Here is a 19,424-nt window from a genome sequence, read left to right as displayed (position 1 = left end):
CGGAACGCCGCGCACGGATGGGGAGGCCCTTGCGGAGGCCTGACCATGCGACGCGGCGCGGACCGGACGAATACTGCCTATTGCCGGGGGGCCTGCCCGGACTGTTGCCCCGACGGCTGTGCAGACGGTTGGGGTCGCGGTGCGCGCGTGCCCTGCTGTGCGGACGGGACAGTCTGCACGGGCTGCATGTGCGCCCCCCCGTGCCCCGAAGTGGAATTGCCCTGGCCGGGACCATGGCCGGTGCCCGGCCCAACGCCTTGCGTGGCGTTGACCGTGGGCAACGGCAAGGAACGGGCGCCGGGCTGCACGGGGGGCCGTTCCAGCAGCAGCACCTCTTCCAGGGCCTCAAGTTCGACCAGGGGGCTGGCGTACACGGTCTGGAACAACGAAAGGTCGGACTGGGACACGCTTTCCACGCGGGCCACCGGCACCGCCTTGGGAAAGGCACCTTCCAGGCCCGAGGTAAGCACCAGCTCGCCCACTTCTATGCGGGCGTTCTGGGGCACGTACTTCATTTCCAGCAGGCCCCGGGGGCCGGTGCCCACCAGAATGCCCGCCGTGCGGTTGACCGCGCTGAGCACGGCGATGCGGCTGCCCGGATCGGTCAGCAGCAGCACCGTGGCGGTGTACGGCCCCGCGCGGTACACGCGGCCCACCACGCCATCGTGGGTGACCACGGGCGTGCCCGGCCCCGCGCCGGAATAGTACCCCCTGCTGATGATGGCCGATTCCAGCGCGGCCTGCGGGCCAAGCCTGTTGGCCACCACGCGCGCGCCAAGAGGCCGCCATCCTTCGGGGGGTTCCAGTTCCAGCAACGCGCGCAGGCGGGCCAGTTCGGTCCGCTCTTCGGAGGCAACCTGCACCTGTTGCGAAAGAGTGCGCACCTGCTGGCGCAGCGCCTCGTTTTCCTCGCGCACCCCGACCAGGTCGAGGTAATTGTTCCACGACGAAACGACCTGATCCCTCGCCCACACGCCCGGTTTCAGGATGGCGCCCACGAATTCCAGACCGGCGTGTTCCGCCAGCCTGTCGAGCACGCCGGTTCTCTGGTTCCAGGTATACAGGCCAAGGTACAGGAACAGCGCCAGTACCAGAAGCAGGATGATGCGCTTGAGCGAGGCGTTAATCTATGCACACCTCCTTCAGGATGTGCAGATTGTCCAGCGCCTTGCCGGTGCCTATGACCACGGTGGAGAGCGGATCGTCCACCACGGTGATGGGCAGCGAGGTTTCTTCGCGCAGCAGCTGGTCCAGCCCCTTCAGAAGGCCGCCGCCGCCCGTGAGCACGATGCCCCGGTCAACGATGTCGGCCGCCAGTTCCGGCGGGGTCTGTTCCAGCGCGATGCGCACCGCCTGGACGATGCTTTCGACCTGCTCGGAAATGGCCTTGCGCACCTCTTCGGAGGTGATGATGATATTCTGCGGAATGCCGGTGACGAGGTCGCGGCCCTTCACCTCGAGCTGCTGCTCGGGGTCCATGGGGTAGGCGGAGGCGATCTTGATCTTGATCTCTTCCGCCGACGATTCGCCGATGAGCATGTTGTACTTGCGCTTGACGTGGGTCATGATCGCCTCGTCCATCTTGTCGCCGCCCACGCGCACCGAGCGCGAATAGACGATGCCGGACAGCGAGATGACGGCCACTTCGGTGGTGCCGCCGCCGATGTCCACGACCATGTTCGAGGTGGGTTCCTGGATGGGCAGGTTGGCGCCGATGGCCGCGGCCATGGGCTCCTCGATCAGGTACACCTCGCGCGCGCCCGCGCTCTGGGCCGATTCCTTCACCGCGCGCTTTTCCACCTGGGTGATGCCGGTGGGCACGCAGATCATGATGCGCGGCCGCACCAGGCGGCGGGAATTGTGCACCTTGGAGATGAAGTGGCGCAGCATGGCCTCGGTAATCTCGAAGTCCGCGATGACGCCGTCCTTCATGGGCCGGATGGCCTGGATGTTTCCGGGGGTGCGGCCCAGCATGCGCTTGGCGTCGTGGCCCACGGCCAGCACCACGTTGTTGCCGCGCGTGTCCTTTTTCACCGCCACCACCGAAGGCTCGCGCAGCACGATGCCCTGGCCCTTCACGTAGACGCAGGTATTGGCCGTACCCAGGTCTATGGCCAGGTCGTTGGAAAACATTCCAAGGACGAAATCCAGTATCTTTGCCATTTTATCTTACTTGCCTCTCTGAGGGGGAATGCGTATCAACGTTGAAAACAGGGCATTCTTCCAAAAGGACAGCCATTGTCAATGGAAAACACCACGACCCGGCTGCACCTGCTGGCGACGTATTTGCGGTTGCGCTTCGGCGCGCGCGTCCAGAAGGTGCCGCTCGACGCCGGCTTCTCCTGCCCCAACCGCGACGGAACGTTGTCCCGCGGGGGCTGCGTGTTCTGCAACCCGCGCGGATCCGGGTCCGGGCTTGGCGAAGATGGACTGACGCTGGAAGAACAGTGGACGGTCTGGACGGGACGTTACGCCCGCACGCGCAACGCCGGACTGTTCATAGCCTATTTACAATCGTTTTCCAACACATATGGGCCCATTGATAAATTACGCCATGTTCTCGGCGTGTTGCCTGTTCTGCCAGGCATCGTGGGAGCGGCAGTGGGAACCCGTCCTGATTGTGTGGACAATGAACGGCTGGATATTGTGGCGGCTCTCCCCCTTCCGGAAGTCTGGCTGGAACTGGGGTTGCAGTCCGCCCACGACGCCACGCTGGCTCGCATCAACCGGGGGCACGACGCCGCAGCGTCCGAGCGGGCCGTGCGGGACGCCGCAGCACGGGGGCTGCGCGTATGCGCGCACCTTATCGCCGGGTTGCCCGGAGAGAGTGGCGACGACTTTCTGGCCAGCGTGGACTGGGTGAACCGGCTGCCGGTGCACGGTGTGAAGTTTCACGGCCTGTACGTGTGCGAGCACACCGCGCTGGCCCGGCAGTGGAGGGCCGGAAGCTACACCCCGCTGGAGCGCGAGGCCTACGCGGACCTCATCGCCCGCGCCCTGCCCCGGCTGCGCCCCGAAATCATCATCCAGCGCCTGACCGGCGACCCGGCGGGGGATGAACTGCTGGCCCCGGACTGGGCCAATGACAAGCGGGCAACCACCGCGCGCATCCACGAACTGCTGACCCGGCGCGACACGTGGCAGGGCAGGGACGTGGCGGAAGGCACCCCGAACGCACCGGCTGCGCACCCTGCCCCGCCCGCCGTGGCTGCACCTCCTGCGTGGTTCGCCGTGCCGCCCCACCGCCTGCCGGGGGCCGCTCCGCGTTTGCGGGACACGGAACAGGCCCAGGCGTGGGAGACGGAATATGCGGCGGCCTGTGCTGCCTTCCCGCACCTGCGGCCCGTGGCGGACGACGAATGAAGACTGCCGCCCGCCCCGCCCGAGCGTGAACGGCTCTGGGGTCGCCCCCTTTCGCGCGCGTTTGCACCTGGCACACTTGGCACGCCCAGCACACATGGCACACCTGGCCTGCATCCGAAAGCCGTTCGTCTCGCAGTTGACCGCGACTGGCGCCGACTGGCCCGAACCCCGGCCACCCCTTTCCCGATGTCGGGCTTTCCGGCTATGAAAACGGCAGGTGGTCGGCCTTACAAGCCGACAGCCGGGGTTCGATCCCCTGCCCCGCCGCCACCCCTCCCGTCATCCGGGAACAACCCGCGCCCGGAACACACCAGCCTTTCATCTTCGGAGGCCGCATGCCGCAACCCCGTTCCGCCACTCCCCGCCGCCGCGCCGCGCTCGACATACCGGACACCGCACTGTTCGACGAGGTGCGCGAGCGACTGGTGGCCGGGCCGCTCTCGCTGATCCTGCACTGGCGCGCACAACACGGGAAAGACCGGCTGCGCGAAATCACCATGGGTTGGGACGGGGCCGCGCTGGCCAGCGCCCCCGCCGTGCGCGACGGCTGGACCAACCCGCGCCCGGACGCCTGGCCCGGCCTGCCCGCAGGGCCGGTCACCGAGCATGGCCGCGCCGTGCAGGCCGCGCTGGCCGACTACGTGGCCGGAAAGCCGGTACGCTGGCCCGACCTGCCCCTGCTGCTGGACGGGCTGACCCCGTTCACCCGCGACGTGCTGCTGGCCCTGCGCGACAAGGTGGGGCACGGGCAGTTCACCACCTACGCCGGTCTGGCCGCACTGGCGGGCCGCCCCGGCGCGGCGCGTGGCGTGGGGCAGATCATGGCGCGCAACCCGTGGCCGCTGGTCATCCCCTGCCACCGGGTGCTGGGCGGCTCTGGCCGCAACATCCGGCTGCACGGCTTCGGCGCGTCCGGCCTGCCCATGAAGCGCTGGCTGCTGCTGCTGGAAGGGGCCATTGACGACACCATGAAGGACTGACCCGGCCCATGCTGGACAAGACCACCCTCATCGCCACGGTGTGCGAACGGCTGCCCCGGCTGGAAACGGGCCACTGCCTGGACCTGCGCACCTACAAGCGCAACCGCTCCGTGGCCATCGTGCGCACCGGGCCGGACAGTTACGACGTGTTCGAAGCCGGATTCCACGAGGAAACCTGGACCGGCCTGACCGCCGACGCGGTGCGCCGCCTGCTGAAGACCCTGCTGAAACGCGAATTCCCGCGCAGCCACAAGGTACGCCTGTACACCCTGCCCAGCCGCGAGGCCGCCAACGTGAACCGCATGGGTCATGGCGCGGGGAGGTTTGGGGAATGAATCCTTCCGTTTCAGCCCGTGAAAAACGAGACGGCCAGCGCTCCCGATTGCGCTGGCCGTCTTGTTTGGAGGTGGCGGTGGTATGCCGAGACTTCCCTTGCGGGCTGCCCCGTCCCTCGTATCTGCGAATTGGCCTTCCGTGCGCTAACACGGAATCCCTGCTTCGCAGGTATTGCAGGATTCCGCCGATGTGCACGTGCGGTATGAACACGGCACATAACAGATGAAGGCACAAGCTTCCTTGTGCCTTCAGGGAGCCGGACACCCGGCCACAACCGTTACCGCTGCTTCCTTTCGGACCTGACGGGGTTGGCGGCGTTGCCGCCGTCCGGCTCCCGATCTGTGATCAAGCGGAAAAATACTGGCGGAGAGGGGGAGATTCGAACTCCCGGTACGCTGTTAACGTACACACGATTTCCAATCGTGCTCCTTAGACCAGCTCGGACACCTCTCCGTGCGAGAGGCAGTGTCTAGCAGACGGCGGGGCAGCATGGCAAGCGAAAAGTGCAGGATGCGCCCAAACCTTCGCACGCCATTCCGCAGAAGGCATTTCGCCTGTACGAATGGGGCCGCGCCGCTTGTCGCCCGCCCGCAATGCAAACCCATGCACGCGGGCCATGCCGATGTGGCTGACAGACCCGCCCGCCAGCCACAAATTCTGTCCGAACCGGCAGGCCGGACACCTCACCGGCCCGCAAACCACCCCGCCTGCCTACTTCCTCTCCTCGTCATGCCGCACGCGGCACGCCGCACCCTCTTCCGTTCCGGCACGCTCCCGGCGCGCCCGTGGCGGGCCTCAGCACCCGCCTCCAGAGGGCAGAAAGCGCCCGGCAACCATCACCCACACCACCAGAACGGCCAGCAGTATCAGAATCTCCCACATGGGGAACGGCTCCTTGCGTACGGCTGCCGAAGCGCAGGCGTCATGCCCGCCATCTCCGGCGCTTCCAAATCCCTACGCCTGCCCTTTCCGGACGGCAACAGCCTGAGAACGTCATGGCATACGCACGCCATCCCCACGTGCCACAAACACAAAAGGCCCACTCTTGCGAGTGAGCCCTTGAGAAAACGAAACCGCGGCGGTTCGCGGGGACGTTGCCTTTCCCCACCTACGCCCGCGCGACAACACGCAATTCCCCTGTACACCCCAAGCAAAAGGCCCACCCTTGCGAGTGAGCCTTTGAGAAAACGAAACCACGGGGGTTCGCAAGGGACTGTTCACACTGCGGAGATTTCGTTCTCCGGCAAGGAAGACGAGCCTTTTTGCGAAGGGAGCGTACTCTTCCGTACGTGACCGGAGCAAAAGGCGACGTCTGACGCAGCCGGAGGGTGAAAGAACGCAGCGTGAATAGTCCCGACTAGATGCCCATGACGTTGTACCCCGAATCCACAAACATCACCTCGCCCGTCACGGCGGACGACAGGTCGGAAGCCAGGAACACCGCCGCGCGGCCCACGTCCTCGATGGTCACGTTGCGGCGCAGGGGCGCATGTTCCTCGATGTGGTTCAGGATGTTCTTGAAGCCGGAGATGCCCGAGGCGGCCAGGGTCTTGATGGGACCGGCGCTCAGGCCGTTGATGCGCACGCCTTTTTCGCCCAGGTCCACGGCCAGGTAGCGGACAGAGGCTTCCAGCGCGGCCTTGGCCACGCCCATGACGTTGTAGTTGGTGATGACCTTCTGCGAGCCGTAGTAGGTCATGGTCACCACCGAGGCGCCGGGGTTCAGCAGCGGCTCGAAGGCCTTGCACAGCGCCACCAGCGAGTAGGCGGAAACGTCCAGCGCCAGCTTGAAGCCGTCGCGGGTGGTCTCGATGAAGCGGCCGTGCAGGTCGTCGCGGTGGGCAAAGGCCACGGAATGGACGACCACGTCCACGGTGCCCCACTTTTCGCGCACGAAGTCGGCGGCGGCGGCCACCTGCGCGTCGTCGGTGACGTCACAGGCAAAGGTGAAGTCGCCGCCCAGTTCCTCGCAGATGGGTTCCACGCGCTTCTGGATGGCTTCGCCCACGTAGCTGAAAGCCAGCTGGGCGCCCTGTTCCTTGAATTCCTTGGAAATGCCGTAGGCAATGCTCTTGTTGTTGGCCACGCCGAAGATCAGAGCCTTCTTTCCTGCGAGCAGCATGCGGTTCTCCCTGTGGTTCTGGGTAGATGGCAAAAACGGGCCTGCGGCGCGCGGCGCGGCATCCCGGCGGACGGCGGCGCGGCGCTCTTCCCTCAAGAGCGTCGCGCGCCGTGATGAAACGTGCGGCAGCTAGACGGCCAGCTTCTGGCCGGTGAGAATCTCGTACGCCTCGCGGTACTTCCTCCCTGTCTCGGCAATGACGTGCTCCGGCAGGGCCGGGGGCGGCGGGGTCTTGTCCCACGGCTGCGAGGCCAGCCAGTCGCGCAGGTACTGCTTGTCGAAGCTGGGCTGGCCCTTGCCGGGCGCGTACCCTTCGGCGGGCCAGAAGCGCGACGAATCGGGGGTCAGCACCTCGTCGATCAGGATCACCTCGCCATCCACCAGCCCGAACTCGAACTTGGTGTCGGCGATGATGATGCCGCGCCCTTCGGCGTATTCACGCCCCTGCGAGAAAATGGCGATGGCAAGTTCCTGCACCCTGGCGGCCAGGTCGTCGCCCAGCAGCTTCGAGGCTTGCTCGATGCTGATGTTCTCGTCATGCGCGCCAAGTTCCGCCTTGGTCGAAGGGGTGAACAGCGGGGTTTCCAGCTTGGCCGATTCCGGCAGCCCGGCGGGCAGCTTGTGGCCGCACACCGCGCCGGTGGCCTTGTAATCCTTCCAGCCGGAACCGGTGATGTGTCCGCGCACGATGCATTCCACCGGCAGGGGCTTGGCCTTCCGCACGATGACGGCGCGGCCTTCCAGCATGTCGCGGTAGGGGGCGAGCGGCGCGGGAAAACGGTTCACGTCGTGCTCGATCAGGTGGTTCTTCACCAGCCCGGCGAAACGGTTCATCCAGAACAGGGTGATGCTGTTCAGGATCACGCCCTTGTAGGGGATGGGCTCGCCCATGATCACGTCGAAGGCCGACATGCGGTCGGTGGTGACGATGAGCAGGGTCTGCGCGTCGATCTCGTAGATGTCGCGGACCTTGCCCCGCGAAAGCAGCGGGTATTCCTTGATGTCGGTTTGCGTGACGACCTGCATGTCTTTCCCTTGTCTTCCCTTGGCTGCGGTTGCGGTGCCGATGCGGCGCGATGCCTTGTGGCGCCACCGTTACTGATGCCGACAAGCCCGGGCGCCCTGCCGCGCGTGCGCGGGCGGGACCGCCGGGCCTTCGGGTATGATAACGCGGGACGGTCACCGGGGACAAGATGCCCCCGGCCCGCCGCTACCTGTTGCGCGATTCCGCCGAGCGGGCGTGCGCCTCCAGCCCTTCCAGCCGGGCCAGCCGCGCGATGGATGCGGCATGCCCGCGCGTGAAGGCGGCGGTGGCCGAAATGACGCTGGTGCGCTTGCAGAAGGTCTGCACCGAAAGGGCCGACGAGAAACGCGCGGTGCCCATGGTGGGCAGCACGTGATTGGGGCCGGCGTAGTAGTCGCCCACCGGTTCCGGCGACCAGCCGCCCAGAAACACGGCCCCGGCATGGCGGATGGTGCCCAGCAGCGCCCACGGATCCTTGGTCAGCACTTCCAGATGCTCCGGCGCCACCTTGTTGGTGATGCCGATGCCGGTGGCCATGTCGGGCACCACCACGATGGCGCCCCAGTCGGCCAACGCCTTGCGGGCAATGTCCGCGCGGGGCAGCGTGTCGCACTGGGCGGCCAGTTCCAGCTTCAGCGCGTCCACCAGCGCGGGCGAATCGGTGATGCAGATGGACGAGGCCAGCGGGTCGTGCTCGGCCTGCGACAGCATGTCGGCGGCCACCCAGTCGGCGCGGGCGGTGTGGTCGGCAAGGATGAGTATCTCGCTGGGCCCGGCGATCATGTCTATGCCCACCCGGCCTATGAGCAGCCGCTTGGCCGTGGTCACCCAGATGTTGCCCGGTCCGGCGATGACGTCCACGGGGCGCACCGTCTCGGTGCCGAAGGCAAGGGCGGCGATGGCCCAGGCGCTGCCCGCGCGGTGCACCTCTGTGATGCCGAGATGATGCGCGGCGGCGAGAATGAACGGGTTCAGCGTGCCGTCCTTGCGGGGCGGCGAAATGACGGCGATTTCCGGCACCCCGGCCACCTGGGCCGGAATGGCGTTCATCAGCAGGCTGGAAATGAGCGGAGTGTTGCCGCCCTGCCCGCCGGGCACGTACAGCCCGGCGCGGTCCACGGGGGTGACCATCTGGCCCAGCACGGAACCGTCGGGCCGGGTGGTGAACCACGACTGTTCCTTCTGCGCCTCGTGAAAGGCGCGGATGTTGGCGGCGGCTTCGGCAATGATGGCCCGGTCGTCGGGACCGACCTCTGCGAGGGCGGCGGCGATTTCGTCTTCACCCACGCGGATGCGCGCGGCGTCGAAGCCGGGGCAGTCGAAACGGCTGGTGTAGTCGGCCAGGGCGGCATCGCCCCCGGCGCGGACGGTATCCAGAATCTCGCGGACGGCGGGTTCCACGGTGTCGCCGGGATTGTCGCGTCCCGCGAGCAGGGCCTGCAGTTCCTTCCAGTCGTCCACCGACCGGAGGAAGAGCGTACGGCAAGGCATGGCGGCCTCCTTGAGAGTGCGACCTGTAGCGGCGGTGTGCGTCGGGGTGCCGCGCGGCGGGGGGGCCAACTGTGGCTGCCTGCGCGCACGGACAGCAATGGATGTGTCCGCGCCACATACCGGAGCGCCGGGCAAAAGTCGAGAGTGACGCACTGGCGCACGGTTCGACCCTCCTGATGCGGCGGGCCGGATGGGCCGGGTGGGCCGGATGGGCCGAATGCGACGGGATGCGGCGGGCCAGTGACGGGCGGACGGAATGAACCGGGCGGACGGAATGAACCGGGCGGACGGAATGAACCGGGCGGACGAGCGAACCGAGCGAGATGGCGAACCGGGGCCGGGGGGAAACAGCGAGCGCAGTGCGCGCGGGGCGGCCCGACGGGGCGCGCCGCCCGTCAGCTCACGTTCAGGATGACCGAAAACACGTTGATCAGCACCCACACCGGGCTGCCCACGGCCAGATCCAGCGCGCGCACCCTGTCCGCCGTGAGCACGGAGCATATCTCGGTGCCGTCTTCCAGCCGGGCCACCGCTTCCGCCGTGGCCGCGCCCACCACCACCTTGACGATGGTGGCCGGGTACACGTTGCCCGCCGTGGACGACGGGGCCTCGCTGCCCACGGTCAGCACCACCCACGGGGCCTTCACCTCCGCCGCCGCGAACACGCCGGGGCGCAGGCCCAGGTTGTCCAGACTGTCGTTGGTGATGACCGAGGCCACCCGGATGCCCGACGGCGTCTGCACCGAGACCACCGACTGCACGTCGCCGCGCACCACCGCCGCGATGCGCCCGTAAAAGGCGTTGCGCGCGCTGGTGCGGCGGCGCTGTTCGCGGTCCAGCGCATGGCCCACCATGCGCTGCATGTCCTCGTTCGAAACGTCGATGTACGCCGCCGTCAGGCTGGCCGTGGAATGCCCCAGCAGGCGCTGCACCACGGGCAGCGGCAGGCCGGAGCGCAGCAGTTCGATGGCCCGCGAGCGGCGCAGGGCGCTGGGGTTGGCAAGGTCGGGGGCAAGGTCGCATTCGTGGGCGCGCTCGTAGAACTTGCGGCGCACGTGGGCCTGGTCCACGGCGAAGGGGTGTTCGCCCTCGCCCGCCACGGCCTCGTCCAGCAGGTCGGCAAGCCGGGTGACGAGGTCGGGCGGCAGCTGAACTTCGCGCTGCGGCTCGCCGAGGTACGCCACGCCACGCGCCGTGTCGATGTCGCGGCCCGGGGCCAGGGCCAGCACCTCGCCCAGGCGCGCCCCGGTGTGACGGATGAGCAGGAACACCAGCAGCATGCGCAGGCGCGAGCGGCGCACGTCGCCCCGCGCCGGGCGGGCGGCCCACAGGCGGAAGGCTTCTTCCAGCCGGGCCAGTTCCACCGTGTCCAGATACTTCACGTCGTCGGGGATGGAGAGCATGCCCGCCGGGTTGTGGCGGCGTTCCGCCACGTTTTCGGCCAGCGCTTCCCAGATTCGTTCGAGGCTGTCGTCCTGTCGCATGGGTGTCCCGTTGGTTGCGTGCGCGTGGGGCCGGGCGCGGCGCGTGCCCGGTTCCGGGTGTCTGCCGCGCCGGGCGCCCCCGGCGCGGCGTGACCGGGTGGATGCGGCGCGCGGACGCCCCGGAGCGGCCCAGAGCGCCCCGAATGCAGTCCGGATGCGGCCCTTTCGTTGGCCGAATTTCTACCATATAGGCGCACCCGCACGAAAATCAAAGCGATGATTCATTTCGCGCACAGGCATGAAAATAAAATAATCCGTGACAACGAAACGCCCATGCGCTATTTTTTAATTGACACGAAGATTATAAAAAACGTGTCAGCAAATGTCAGCAAAGAAACGTCGGACAGCGCCGCCGACCAGGCCAGCATCCCTGCCCCGTCCGTCAGTTCCGACCGGCTCCGTCAGCCAATCGCTTCCATCGCCCCATCCCGACACAGGAGGACACCATGTACTTCCCCGTCGCAGGCATACACGCGGAACCGTGGATCCCGCCGCTGGTGGCGTTCGTCGTGTCGTTCTTCATGTCCATGGGGGGGGTGTCGGGCGCGTTCCTGCTGCTGCCTTTCCAGATGTCTTTTCTGGGCTATGTGAACCCCTCCGTCAGCGCCACCAACCAGTTCTACAACGTGGTGGCCATCCCCAGCGGGGTGTATCGCTACATCCGTGAAGGGCGCATGGTCTGGCCGCTGACGTGGGTGGTGATAATCGGCACGCTGCCGGGGGTGCTGATAGGGGCCTTCGTGCGGGTGACGTACCTGCCCAACGCGCGCGACTTCAAGCTGTTTGCCGCGTGCGTGCTGGCCTACATCGCCCTGCGCATGGTGCGCGACCTGACCAAGAAGAAGGCGGGCAACGGCAAGGCCACGGCGGAGGAAAAGTTCCGCGCGCTGGTGCGCACCCACCGCGAAAAGGCGGCGGCGGAAGGCAAGAACCCCGACGACCTGCCCGCCGTGTGCATGAACGAGTGCTGCCTGTCGCGCATCTCGTACAGCTTCTACGGCGAAACCTACAGCTTTCGCACCGTGGGCATCTTTACCCTGAGCTTCATCGTGGGGATCGTGGGCGGGGTGTACGGCATTGGCGGCGGGGCCATCATCGCGCCGTTCTTCGTCTCTTTCTTCGGGCTGCCGGTGTACACCGTGGCGGGCGCGGCCCTGATGGGCACCTTCGTCACCTCGGTGGCGGGCGTCACCTTCTACATGGCCATCGCGCCGCTGTACCCGCACATGTCCGTGGCCCCGGACTGGACGCTGGGCCTCTTGCTGGGCATTGGCGGCATGGCGGGCATGTACCTGGGCGCGCGCTGCCAGAAGCACGTGCCCGCAAACCTGATCAAGTGGATGCTGTGCTGCATCCTGCTGTTCACGGCGGGCAAGTACGTGGTGGAGTTTTTCAGGTAGAACGCACGCCGCAGCATTCCGGCATCAAGCCATTGGCGAAAAGGGGGTACCGACGGGCACCCCCTTTTCCTTGCCGCCGACGCAGGCTCCCCTTGCCTTTTGCCCCACTCCGTGGTGATGGTGTGCCGCCGGGCGCACCATGCACATCCGGGCATGCAGCGCCCTGTCCGGCTGCACCCGGCGCTGCCCAGTGTCGCCTGACTCCGCCGACGTTACCTGACGCCGCCCAACGCCGCCCGGCGTCACCCGGCCAGCCCGGAACCCCGCGCAAGGAGCCCTGCAATGCGCAATGCCGTGCCGCGCGTGGCGGCCATCCACGATCTTTCCGGCTTTGGCCGCACCTCGCTCACCGTGGCCATCCCCGTATTGTCCGCCATGGGCGCGCAGGTGTGCCCCATGCCCACCGCCGTGCTGTCCACGCACACGGCCGGCTTCACCGGCTACAGCTTTCTGGACCTTACCGACCAGATGCGCCTGTTCCTGGACCACTGGCAGTCCCTGAACCTGAAGTTCGACGCGGTGTACAGCGGCTTTCTGGGTTCCCCGGCACAGGTGGACATCGTGGCCCGGTGCATCGACATGTGCCGGGTAGAGGGTGGCCTTGCCGTGGTGGACCCGGTGCTGGGCGACAACGGCCAACTGGAACCCACCATGGACATGGAGATGGTGCAGCGCATGCGCTGGCTGGTGCGCAAGGCGGACATCATCACCCCCAATTTCACCGAAGCCGCCCTGCTGCTGGACGAGCCCTACCGCGAATCCATCTCCACGGCGGATCTCATGGACTGGCTGCGCCGCCTGACGGCCATGGGGCCGCGCGTGGCGGTAATCACCAGCGTGCCGGTGGCCGGGCATGCGGGCATCAGCTCGGTTGCGGCCTACCACAGCACCCACGACAGGTTCTGGAAGGTGGACTGCCAGTACATACCCGCCCACTACCCCGGCACGGGCGACACCTTTGCCAGCGTGCTGACCGGCAGCCTGTTGCAGGGCGACAGCCTGCCCATCGCCATGGACCGCGCCGTGCACTTCGTCACGCTGGGCATTCGCGCCACCTTCGGGCACAATTCACCCAGCCGCGAGGGCATCCTGCTGGAACGAGTGCTGGACACCCTGCGCGCCCCGGTTACCGTGAGCAGCTACGAACTTCTGGAGGACGAGGACCGATGCAAGTAGACAGCCCCGCGTGCGGCACCGCCGCCACGGGCTACGACCATGACAACGCGGGCGGATTCGCCCCCGACGCCGCGCACCTGCCCATCGGCATGTTCGATTCGGGCGTGGGCGGCCTTACGGTATTGAAGGCGCTGCGCACCCGCATGCCCTGCGAGGACATATTGTATCTGGGCGACACCGCCCGCCTGCCGTACGGCACCAAGAGCGCGGAAACCATCACCCGCTATGCCGTGCAGGCCGCGTCCAGGCTGGTGCAGCGGCGCATCAAGCTGCTGGTGGTGGCCTGCAACACGGCCACGTCCGTGGCGCTGGACGCCCTGCGCGCCGCCAACCCCGGCCTGCCGGTGGTGGGCGTGGTGCAGCCGGGCGCGCAGGCGGCCTGCCGGGCTTCTCGCCGGGGCAACATTGCCGTCATCGCCACGGAATCCACCATCCGGGGCCGCGCCTACCACAAGGCCATCCACAGCCTGCGGCCCGACGCGCAGATCATCGGGCAGCCCTGCCCGTTGTTCGTGCCGCTGGCCGAGGAAGGCTGGGTGGACGGCAAGATCGTGGAAGACATCGCCGCGCGCTACCTGGACCCCATCTTTCGCCCCGCCTCCGGCAGCGACACGCCGGAAACGCCCGACTGCCTGGTGCTGGGCTGCACCCACTTTCCGCTGCTGGCGCGGGCCATCCGCAACGTCATCGGGCCGGAGCCGGTCATCGTCGATTCCGCCGCCACCACAGCCCTTGCCGTGCAGGCGGAATTGCAGGCCGCCGGGCTGGTGCGCCCCCTGCGCACGGGGCCGGGCGGCAACGAATGCGGCGAGGCGCGCTTTCTGACCACAGACGACGTGCCCCGCTTCGTGCGCACCGGCGGGCTGTTCCTCGGCACGGCCATCGCGCCGGATGAGGTGGAACTCATAGACCTGTAGTCTGTGCGACATGCTGTTGCCATGCGGCTATGGCATGAAGGCGGGACTGGGTTTTCCGCAAGCCTCCGGCGGGCAAGGACGGCAGCCGGAGGCTTATAAAAAGTCTCCCCCTTCCTCACAGAGCGCACAAACCCCACAGCCCTGCAACCACCGGAGGTCACCCCCATGGCGCACAAGCCATACGCCCCCATCCCCATGGTGCCCGGCCCGGTCACCCTGCACCCCGCCGTGCTGACGGCCATGACCCGCGACTACGGCTCCGGCCAGATCGAGCCGGACTATCTGAAGCTGTATGCGGAAACGGGCCGCAACCTCGCGCAGCTCATGGGCACGCAGAGTGACGTGGTGCTGATGACCGGCGAGGGCATGCTGGCCCTGTGGGCCGCGCTGAAAAGCTGCCTCGTGCCCGGCGACAGGGTGCTGTCCGTGGGCACCGGCGTGTTCGGCGACGGCATCGGCGACATGGCCGCGTCCATCGGCTGCGCGGTGCTGAAGGTCTCGCTGCCGTACAACGAAACCATCGACGACCTGACCGGCATCGAAGACGCCATCCGCAGCTTCAAGCCCAAGATGATCACCGCCGTGCACTGCGAAACGCCGTCCGGCACGCTGAACCCGCTGGCCGACCTTGGCGCGCTGAAGCAAGCCTGCGGCGTGCCGCTGTTCTATGTGGACGCGGTGGCCAGCGTGGGCGGCGCGCCCGTGCAGGCCGACGCCTGGCACGCGGACCTGGTGCTGGGCGGCTCGCAGAAGTGCCTTTCCGCCCCGCCGTCCATGAGCTTTCTGTCCGTCAGCCCGGCGGCGTGGGAGGTCGTGGAGGCCGTGGGCTACCAGGGCTACGACGCCATCGCCCCCTTCCGCACCGTGCAGCAGGATGGCCGCTGCCCGTACACTCCGTACTGGCATGGCACCGCCGCGCTCAACGCGGGCGCGCTGGCCATCCTGAACGAAAAGGGCGGCATGCAGGGCTGCTTCGACCGGCATCGGGAAGTTGCCGAACGCTGCCGCGCGGGCCTCGCCAAGCTGGGCATCGACCTGTGGACGGCGGAGGGCGCGGTGAACTCGCCCACGGTGACGGCGGCCATGGTTCCCGAAGGCTTCACCTGGCCGGAATGGCGACAGGGCCTGCGCGAACGCGGGCTGATCGTGTCCGGCAGCTTCGGCCCCATGGCGGACAAGGTGTTCCGCCTCGGGCACATGGGCACGCAGGCCACCGAAACCCTGGTGGACGCGGCGCTGGATGTGATCGAAAGCGTGATGCAGGACTGACGGACGAGCGAAGCAGGAACACACTGCGGAATACGGCAAGCCTGCGGCAACCTTCCGAACCTTCCCTCAGGCAACCAGCTGTAAAACAGCATGAACGCCCCCGGCGCGCAGTACGTGCCGGGGGCGTTTTCCGTCCACACCATAAGATGAAGGGAATGCGCAAGGCCGGATGGCCTGCCCTTTCCCTCGCTTACCGCAACAATGCCTCCACCTCCGCCGCGCAGGTCAGGTACCGCGCCCTGGTGGCCTCGTCCTTGGCAAGGTCGGCCCGCTCTTCCAGTATCCGGGCAAACCGCAGCCGCGCCTCGCCCACGGACGCCACCAGTCCCGGTTCCTCCACCATGTCCGACAGCTTGTCGGCGTAGATCACCAGCTTCTCTTCCAGCGTGGTCAGGCTGAAGTCGCGCGGCGGCAAGCCATAGTCGGCTGTCTGATCCAGCGGCACGCCCGCGCGCACATGCTTTTCCATGATGTCCAGCACCTCGCCGGGCAACCCCAGGTGCCTGCCCAGCCGTGCCCCTTCCACTCCGTGCAGGATGCCGTCGGTGCGCACCTTGCCAAGGTCGTGGAACAGCCCGCCCAGCGCCACCAGCGAAAGGTTCACCGCCACGCGGGACCGGCTGCCCAGCCCCACGGCAATGCCCGCCACCAGGCGCGAATGGGCGATGTCCGCCTCCGTCATGCCCGCTTCGCGCAGCAGTTCCACCTGTGCGTTGTCGTGATATGCGTTCATCTTGCTACTCCTGTCCGCACAGGGTTCCGGCAGAATCGCAGCCGCGCATCACCGTCAGGAACCACGGCACGGAACACAGCAACACCCCGGCGATGATGGCGAACGCCGGGCCGTAGCCCAGCGCCCCCACCAGCAGGCCGCCCAGCAGCGGCCCGGAGGCGTGCCCCACGTCGAAGATGGTGCCGAACACGCCCATGGCCGTGCCATAGTGACGGCTGCGGCACAGGTCGGCCACCATCGCGGCGGACGACGAGGTGACCAGCGCCTCGCCAAAACCGAACACCAGGCACGCCCCGGCCAGCGGCCAGAATCCGGTCAGGTGCGGCACCGCCGCAAAGGGCACGGCACAGGCCGCCACGCCCGCCACGATCAACCCGCGCCGCCCAAGCATGCCCCGCGCGTCGGATGCGCGGCCCAGCAAGGGCTTGGCCAGCAGGGTGGTCACCACCTGCACGGCCCACAGCAGTCCGGCTTGCAACGGGGCCAGCCCGGCCACGGTCACGGCGTACACCGGCAGGAACGCCTCCAGCGCGCCCATGCTCATGTTCTGCACGCCCTCCATGGCCGATACGGCCACCACCCGCCGGTCGGACGCCACCTCGCGGATGCCGGAGGAAAAGTGCCCGAGCCGGACGCGGAAACCGCCGGATGTTGCCGACGGCGCGTTCTCCGCCCCGTCGCGCAGCACCCGCCAGCCCAGAGCCAGAGCCGCAAGGCCGGTCGCCGCCACCACTCCGTACACCACCCGGAAGGCCACGGGCGATCCACCCGCCTCACCCCCCAGCAGCGACAGGGCAAGCCCGCCCACGGGCGCGCCCGCCAGCGTGCCGATGATGCCCACGGACGAGAACCAGCCCAGCATCTCGCCCTTGCGCGCACCGGCCATGTCGGCCACCACGGCCATGACCACCGGGCCGTACACCGCCGTGGCAAAGCCGTGCACGAAGCGCACGGCCACCAGTTGGGCATAGTCGTCCACCACAAGGTACGCGAAGGGCGCCAGCGCAAAGAAGCACAGCCCCGCCAGCATGGTGCGACGCCGCCCGATGACGTCGGACAGCGCCCCGGCGGGCAGCTTGAAAAAGATGCCCGTCACCGTGGAGATGCCCACGGCAAGGCCCACGGCCTCCGGCCCCGCGCCCAGGAACACCGCGAACAGCGGCAGCACCGGGTTGCGCGCCAGCGCGTACGAAAAGCGGGCCAGAAAGCCCACCGAGCACAAGGCCCGGAACATGGCCGATGCGTTCATGATCGTTTCCTTTCACCGGGCGCGGCAGGCGCCCCGCTTCTATTTCCTGCTGGGCCGGTCGTGGAAGATGGACTTGCCGTGGATGCCCACGGGCACGCCCATGACCACGTCGGCCTCGATGATGCCCAGCGCCCGCGCCGCCGCGCCCACGCGCTGCTGCACGCGGTTGTCGATGCTGAGCAGGCTGGCCGCCTTGGCGGCGGACGACAGCGCGCAGCCGATGTCGATGATGCGCATGACGCAGTGCGGGCCGCCGTAGCCCATTTCCCTGGCGAAGCCAGGCTGCTGCCCGCGCGCCGCCAGAAAGGCCTTGCACGATTCGTGGCCGCAGGCCCCGCAGTCGTACCCGGCGGCGGGGGATGAACGCAGGCCCACCAGCACCACGGCGTGACACTGGGCGATGTTGTCCGCGTCGCGCAGCCAGTAGGCCTCGTTGGTGCTGCGCGGGGCGAAGTCGCGCATGGCATTGGCGATGCGGGCCAGATCCGCCTCGTCGGAAATCACGGCGATTTCCAGAAAGTCCTTGCCGCCCGCCTTGGGGGCGGTACGCATGGCGGCGGCCATCAGTCCGGCTGCCAGAACGGAAACGTCTTTCATGGCTGATTCCATTTTATTTGATTTCAGGGTGTTGAAGGAACATCCACCGCCCGCGCAAGCAAAAAACAACTGCCTCATTCGATAGCGCAATTGACATATATTGAGCGCATCACGATATGTCAATTGCCATCAATGAAAAAGTTGATTATATGACAATTGACATATCAAGGAGATTGCCATGCCCCCGGACCAGACCCGCGACCTGCCGTGGCTGCTGTGCATCCACAACATCCCCCCCAAGCCGCCCTACCTGCGGGCCAAGGCCGCCCGCCGCCTTGCGGCGCTGGGGGCCGTGGCCCTGAAGAACGCCGTGTACGTGCTGCCCGACGGCGAGCGCCAACGCGAGGGCCTGCTCTGGCTGGCCCGCGAGATAGAGGAAGGCGGAGGCCGGGCCTTCGTGTGCGGGGCCTGCTTCGACGTGCAAGCGGGCGGCCTGACGGACGCCCAGGTCAAGGCGCTGTTCGTGGACGCGCGCGACGCGCAGTACCGTGAACTGGCCGCCGAAGCACAACCGGAATTCGAAACCCTGGGCGACCCGCGCGAGGCCGACGCCCCCCGGCGCGACGCCGTGGCCGCGTGGGCCGCGCAACTGCGCGCCCGGTTCGAGGCCGTTGCCGCGGTGGACTTCTTTGGCGCGCCCGCGCGCGAGATGGTGGAAGGATTGCTGGCCGGGGCCGAACGCTGGCTGCGCCTTGGCGCGTCCGGAACCGCCCGGGCCGTGCAGACCGAGACGTACCTGCGCGCGGAAGACTACAAGGGCCTCGTGTGGGTGACCCGGCCCGGGGTGCACGTGGACCGCATCGCCAGCGCATGGCTGGTGCGCAGGTTCATCGATGCCGAGGCCGCGTTCCGCTTCGGCCCGCCGTCTGAAGGGAGCGCGGGCATGTCTGACAGAACAGGCAGAACAGGCAGCGCAGGCGCAAAGGCAGGCACGGCAGGCTCCGGGCGGTGCGTGCGCTTCGACATGGCCGAGGCGGAATTCACCCACGAGGGCGAACTGTGCACCTTCGAGGTGCTGCTGCGCCGCTTCGGGCTGGACGCGGACCCGGCCCTGGCCGCCGTGGGCGCGGTGATTCACGACATCGACCTCGACGAGCGCCACCCCGCCCGGCCCGAGTCGCCAGGGGTGGGGGCGCTCATCGCGGGCATCACCCTGCGCACCAATGACGACGACGAACGGCTGGAGCGCGGCTTCCGCGTTCTGGACGACCTGCTGGAATACTTCCGGCGCAGCGCGCCCGCCCGCCCCGCATAGGAGGCAACCATGGACGCCGCCCCGCATC

17 protein-coding genes, 1 tRNA gene and 1 other RNA gene are annotated in these 19,424 nt (G+C 67.6%); 8 read left to right on the top strand and 11 right to left on the bottom strand.

Annotation, left to right across the window (positions count from 1 at the left end; all coding sequences use genetic code 11):
* Window positions 1–77: 77 nt before the first annotated feature.
* Together mreC and K6142_RS02885 are read right to left on the bottom strand one after the other, a co-directional pair.
* Window positions 78–1,082, bottom strand: coding sequence for a rod shape-determining protein MreC (gene mreC / locus K6142_RS02890; protein WP_317846371.1), 1,005 nt, complete (start codon window positions 1,080–1,082; stop codon window positions 78–80).
* A 40-nt stretch (window positions 1,083–1,122) separates the two neighbouring features.
* Window positions 1,123–2,163, bottom strand: a complete 1,041-nt coding sequence (locus tag K6142_RS02885; protein ID WP_007527040.1) for a rod shape-determining protein — start codon at window positions 2,161–2,163, stop codon at window positions 1,123–1,125.
* Window positions 2,164–2,244: 81 nt separating this feature from the next.
* On the opposite strand from K6142_RS02885, the gene K6142_RS02880 reads away from it, so the two are divergent.
* The 3 genes from K6142_RS02880 to K6142_RS02870 all read left to right on the top strand — a co-directional run bounded on the left by K6142_RS02880 (window position 2,245) and on the right by K6142_RS02870 (window position 4,678).
* Entirely contained in the window at window positions 2,245–3,363 is a 1,119-nt protein-coding gene (locus K6142_RS02880) for a TIGR01212 family radical SAM protein (RefSeq protein WP_190244752.1), read from the top strand.
* Window positions 3,364–3,698: 335 nt separating this feature from the next.
* Window positions 3,699–4,343 carry a methylated-DNA--[protein]-cysteine S-methyltransferase gene (locus K6142_RS02875; protein ID WP_223380745.1) on the top strand — a complete coding sequence of 215 codons (645 nt, stop codon included), beginning with the start codon at window positions 3,699–3,701 and terminating at the stop codon, window positions 4,341–4,343.
* 8 nt (window positions 4,344–4,351) lie between these two features.
* Window positions 4,352–4,678, top strand: a complete 327-nt coding sequence (locus tag K6142_RS02870; RefSeq protein ID WP_190245979.1) for a hypothetical protein — start codon at window positions 4,352–4,354, stop codon at window positions 4,676–4,678.
* A gap of 244 nt (window positions 4,679–4,922) precedes the next feature.
* Here K6142_RS02870 and ffs read toward each other — a convergent pair.
* The 6 genes from ffs to K6142_RS02840 all read right to left on the bottom strand — a co-directional run bounded on the left by ffs (window position 4,923) and on the right by K6142_RS02840 (window position 10,800).
* Window positions 4,923–5,019, bottom strand: an RNA gene (gene ffs / locus K6142_RS02865) — signal recognition particle sRNA small type.
* Between the two features lie 21 nt (window positions 5,020–5,040).
* Window positions 5,041–5,132 (bottom strand) — tRNA-Ser (locus K6142_RS02860).
* A 904-nt stretch (window positions 5,133–6,036) separates the two neighbouring features.
* Window positions 6,037–6,801 carry an enoyl-ACP reductase gene (locus tag K6142_RS02855; protein WP_190245980.1) on the bottom strand — a complete coding sequence of 255 codons (765 nt, stop codon included), beginning with the start codon at window positions 6,799–6,801 and terminating at the stop codon, window positions 6,037–6,039.
* 129 nt (window positions 6,802–6,930) lie between these two features.
* A complete protein-coding gene (locus K6142_RS02850; protein WP_190245981.1) occupies window positions 6,931–7,827 on the bottom strand; it encodes a phosphoribosylaminoimidazolesuccinocarboxamide synthase in 897 nt (298 codons plus the stop codon).
* A 184-nt stretch (window positions 7,828–8,011) separates the two neighbouring features.
* On the bottom strand, window positions 8,012–9,316 hold the full coding sequence (gene hisD / locus K6142_RS02845) for a histidinol dehydrogenase (protein WP_190245982.1): 1,305 nt from the start codon (window positions 9,314–9,316) through the stop codon (window positions 8,012–8,014).
* Between the two features lie 395 nt (window positions 9,317–9,711).
* Window positions 9,712–10,800: a TOBE domain-containing protein gene (locus tag K6142_RS02840; RefSeq protein WP_190245983.1), complete on the bottom strand. Its 1,089-nt coding sequence runs from the start codon at window positions 10,798–10,800 to the stop codon at window positions 9,712–9,714.
* A gap of 446 nt (window positions 10,801–11,246) precedes the next feature.
* On the opposite strand from K6142_RS02840, the gene K6142_RS02835 reads away from it, so the two are divergent.
* From K6142_RS02835 to K6142_RS02820, 4 genes are all read left to right on the top strand, one after another.
* Window positions 11,247–12,200 (top strand): sulfite exporter TauE/SafE family protein, encoded by a 954-nt coding sequence (locus tag K6142_RS02835; protein ID WP_015946435.1) that lies wholly within the window; start codon window positions 11,247–11,249, stop codon window positions 12,198–12,200.
* Between the two features lie 282 nt (window positions 12,201–12,482).
* Window positions 12,483–13,376 carry a pyridoxamine kinase gene (locus K6142_RS02830; RefSeq protein WP_190245945.1) on the top strand — a complete coding sequence of 298 codons (894 nt, stop codon included), beginning with the start codon at window positions 12,483–12,485 and terminating at the stop codon, window positions 13,374–13,376.
* A complete protein-coding gene (gene murI / locus K6142_RS02825; protein WP_190245946.1) occupies window positions 13,367–14,293 on the top strand; it encodes a glutamate racemase in 927 nt (308 codons plus the stop codon). The genes K6142_RS02830 and murI overlap by 10 nt, the downstream gene beginning before the upstream one ends.
* A 165-nt stretch (window positions 14,294–14,458) precedes the next feature.
* Window positions 14,459–15,562: a pyridoxal-phosphate-dependent aminotransferase family protein gene (locus K6142_RS02820; protein ID WP_190245947.1), complete on the top strand. Its 1,104-nt coding sequence runs from the start codon at window positions 14,459–14,461 to the stop codon at window positions 15,560–15,562.
* Window positions 15,563–15,752: 190 nt separating this feature from the next.
* Here K6142_RS02820 and K6142_RS02815 read toward each other — a convergent pair whose 3' ends face one another.
* Genes K6142_RS02815 through K6142_RS02805 form a run of 3 tightly spaced genes read right to left on the bottom strand, consistent with a single transcriptional unit; the run spans window position 15,753 to window position 18,141 of the window.
* A complete protein-coding gene (locus K6142_RS02815; RefSeq protein WP_190245948.1) occupies window positions 15,753–16,295 on the bottom strand; it encodes an HD domain-containing protein in 543 nt (180 codons plus the stop codon).
* 4 nt (window positions 16,296–16,299) lie between these two features.
* A complete protein-coding gene (locus K6142_RS02810) occupies window positions 16,300–17,544 on the bottom strand; it encodes an MFS transporter (protein ID WP_190245949.1) in 1,245 nt (414 codons plus the stop codon).
* A 39-nt stretch (window positions 17,545–17,583) separates the two neighbouring features.
* Window positions 17,584–18,141, bottom strand: a complete 558-nt coding sequence (locus K6142_RS02805) for a DUF2148 domain-containing protein (protein ID WP_190245950.1) — start codon at window positions 18,139–18,141, stop codon at window positions 17,584–17,586.
* Between the two features lie 178 nt (window positions 18,142–18,319).
* Between K6142_RS02805 and K6142_RS02800 the strand changes: the two genes are divergently transcribed.
* Entirely contained in the window at window positions 18,320–19,396 is a 1,077-nt protein-coding gene (locus K6142_RS02800) for a chromate resistance protein ChrB domain-containing protein (RefSeq protein ID WP_223380744.1), read from the top strand.
* Window positions 19,397–19,424 lie beyond the last annotated feature (28 nt).

Source organism: Nitratidesulfovibrio sp. SRB-5, from assembly GCF_019931275.1.
Lineage (GTDB): Bacteria > Desulfobacterota > Desulfovibrionia > Desulfovibrionales > Desulfovibrionaceae > Cupidesulfovibrio.
This window is presented reverse-complemented; position numbering and strand designations above follow the sequence as displayed.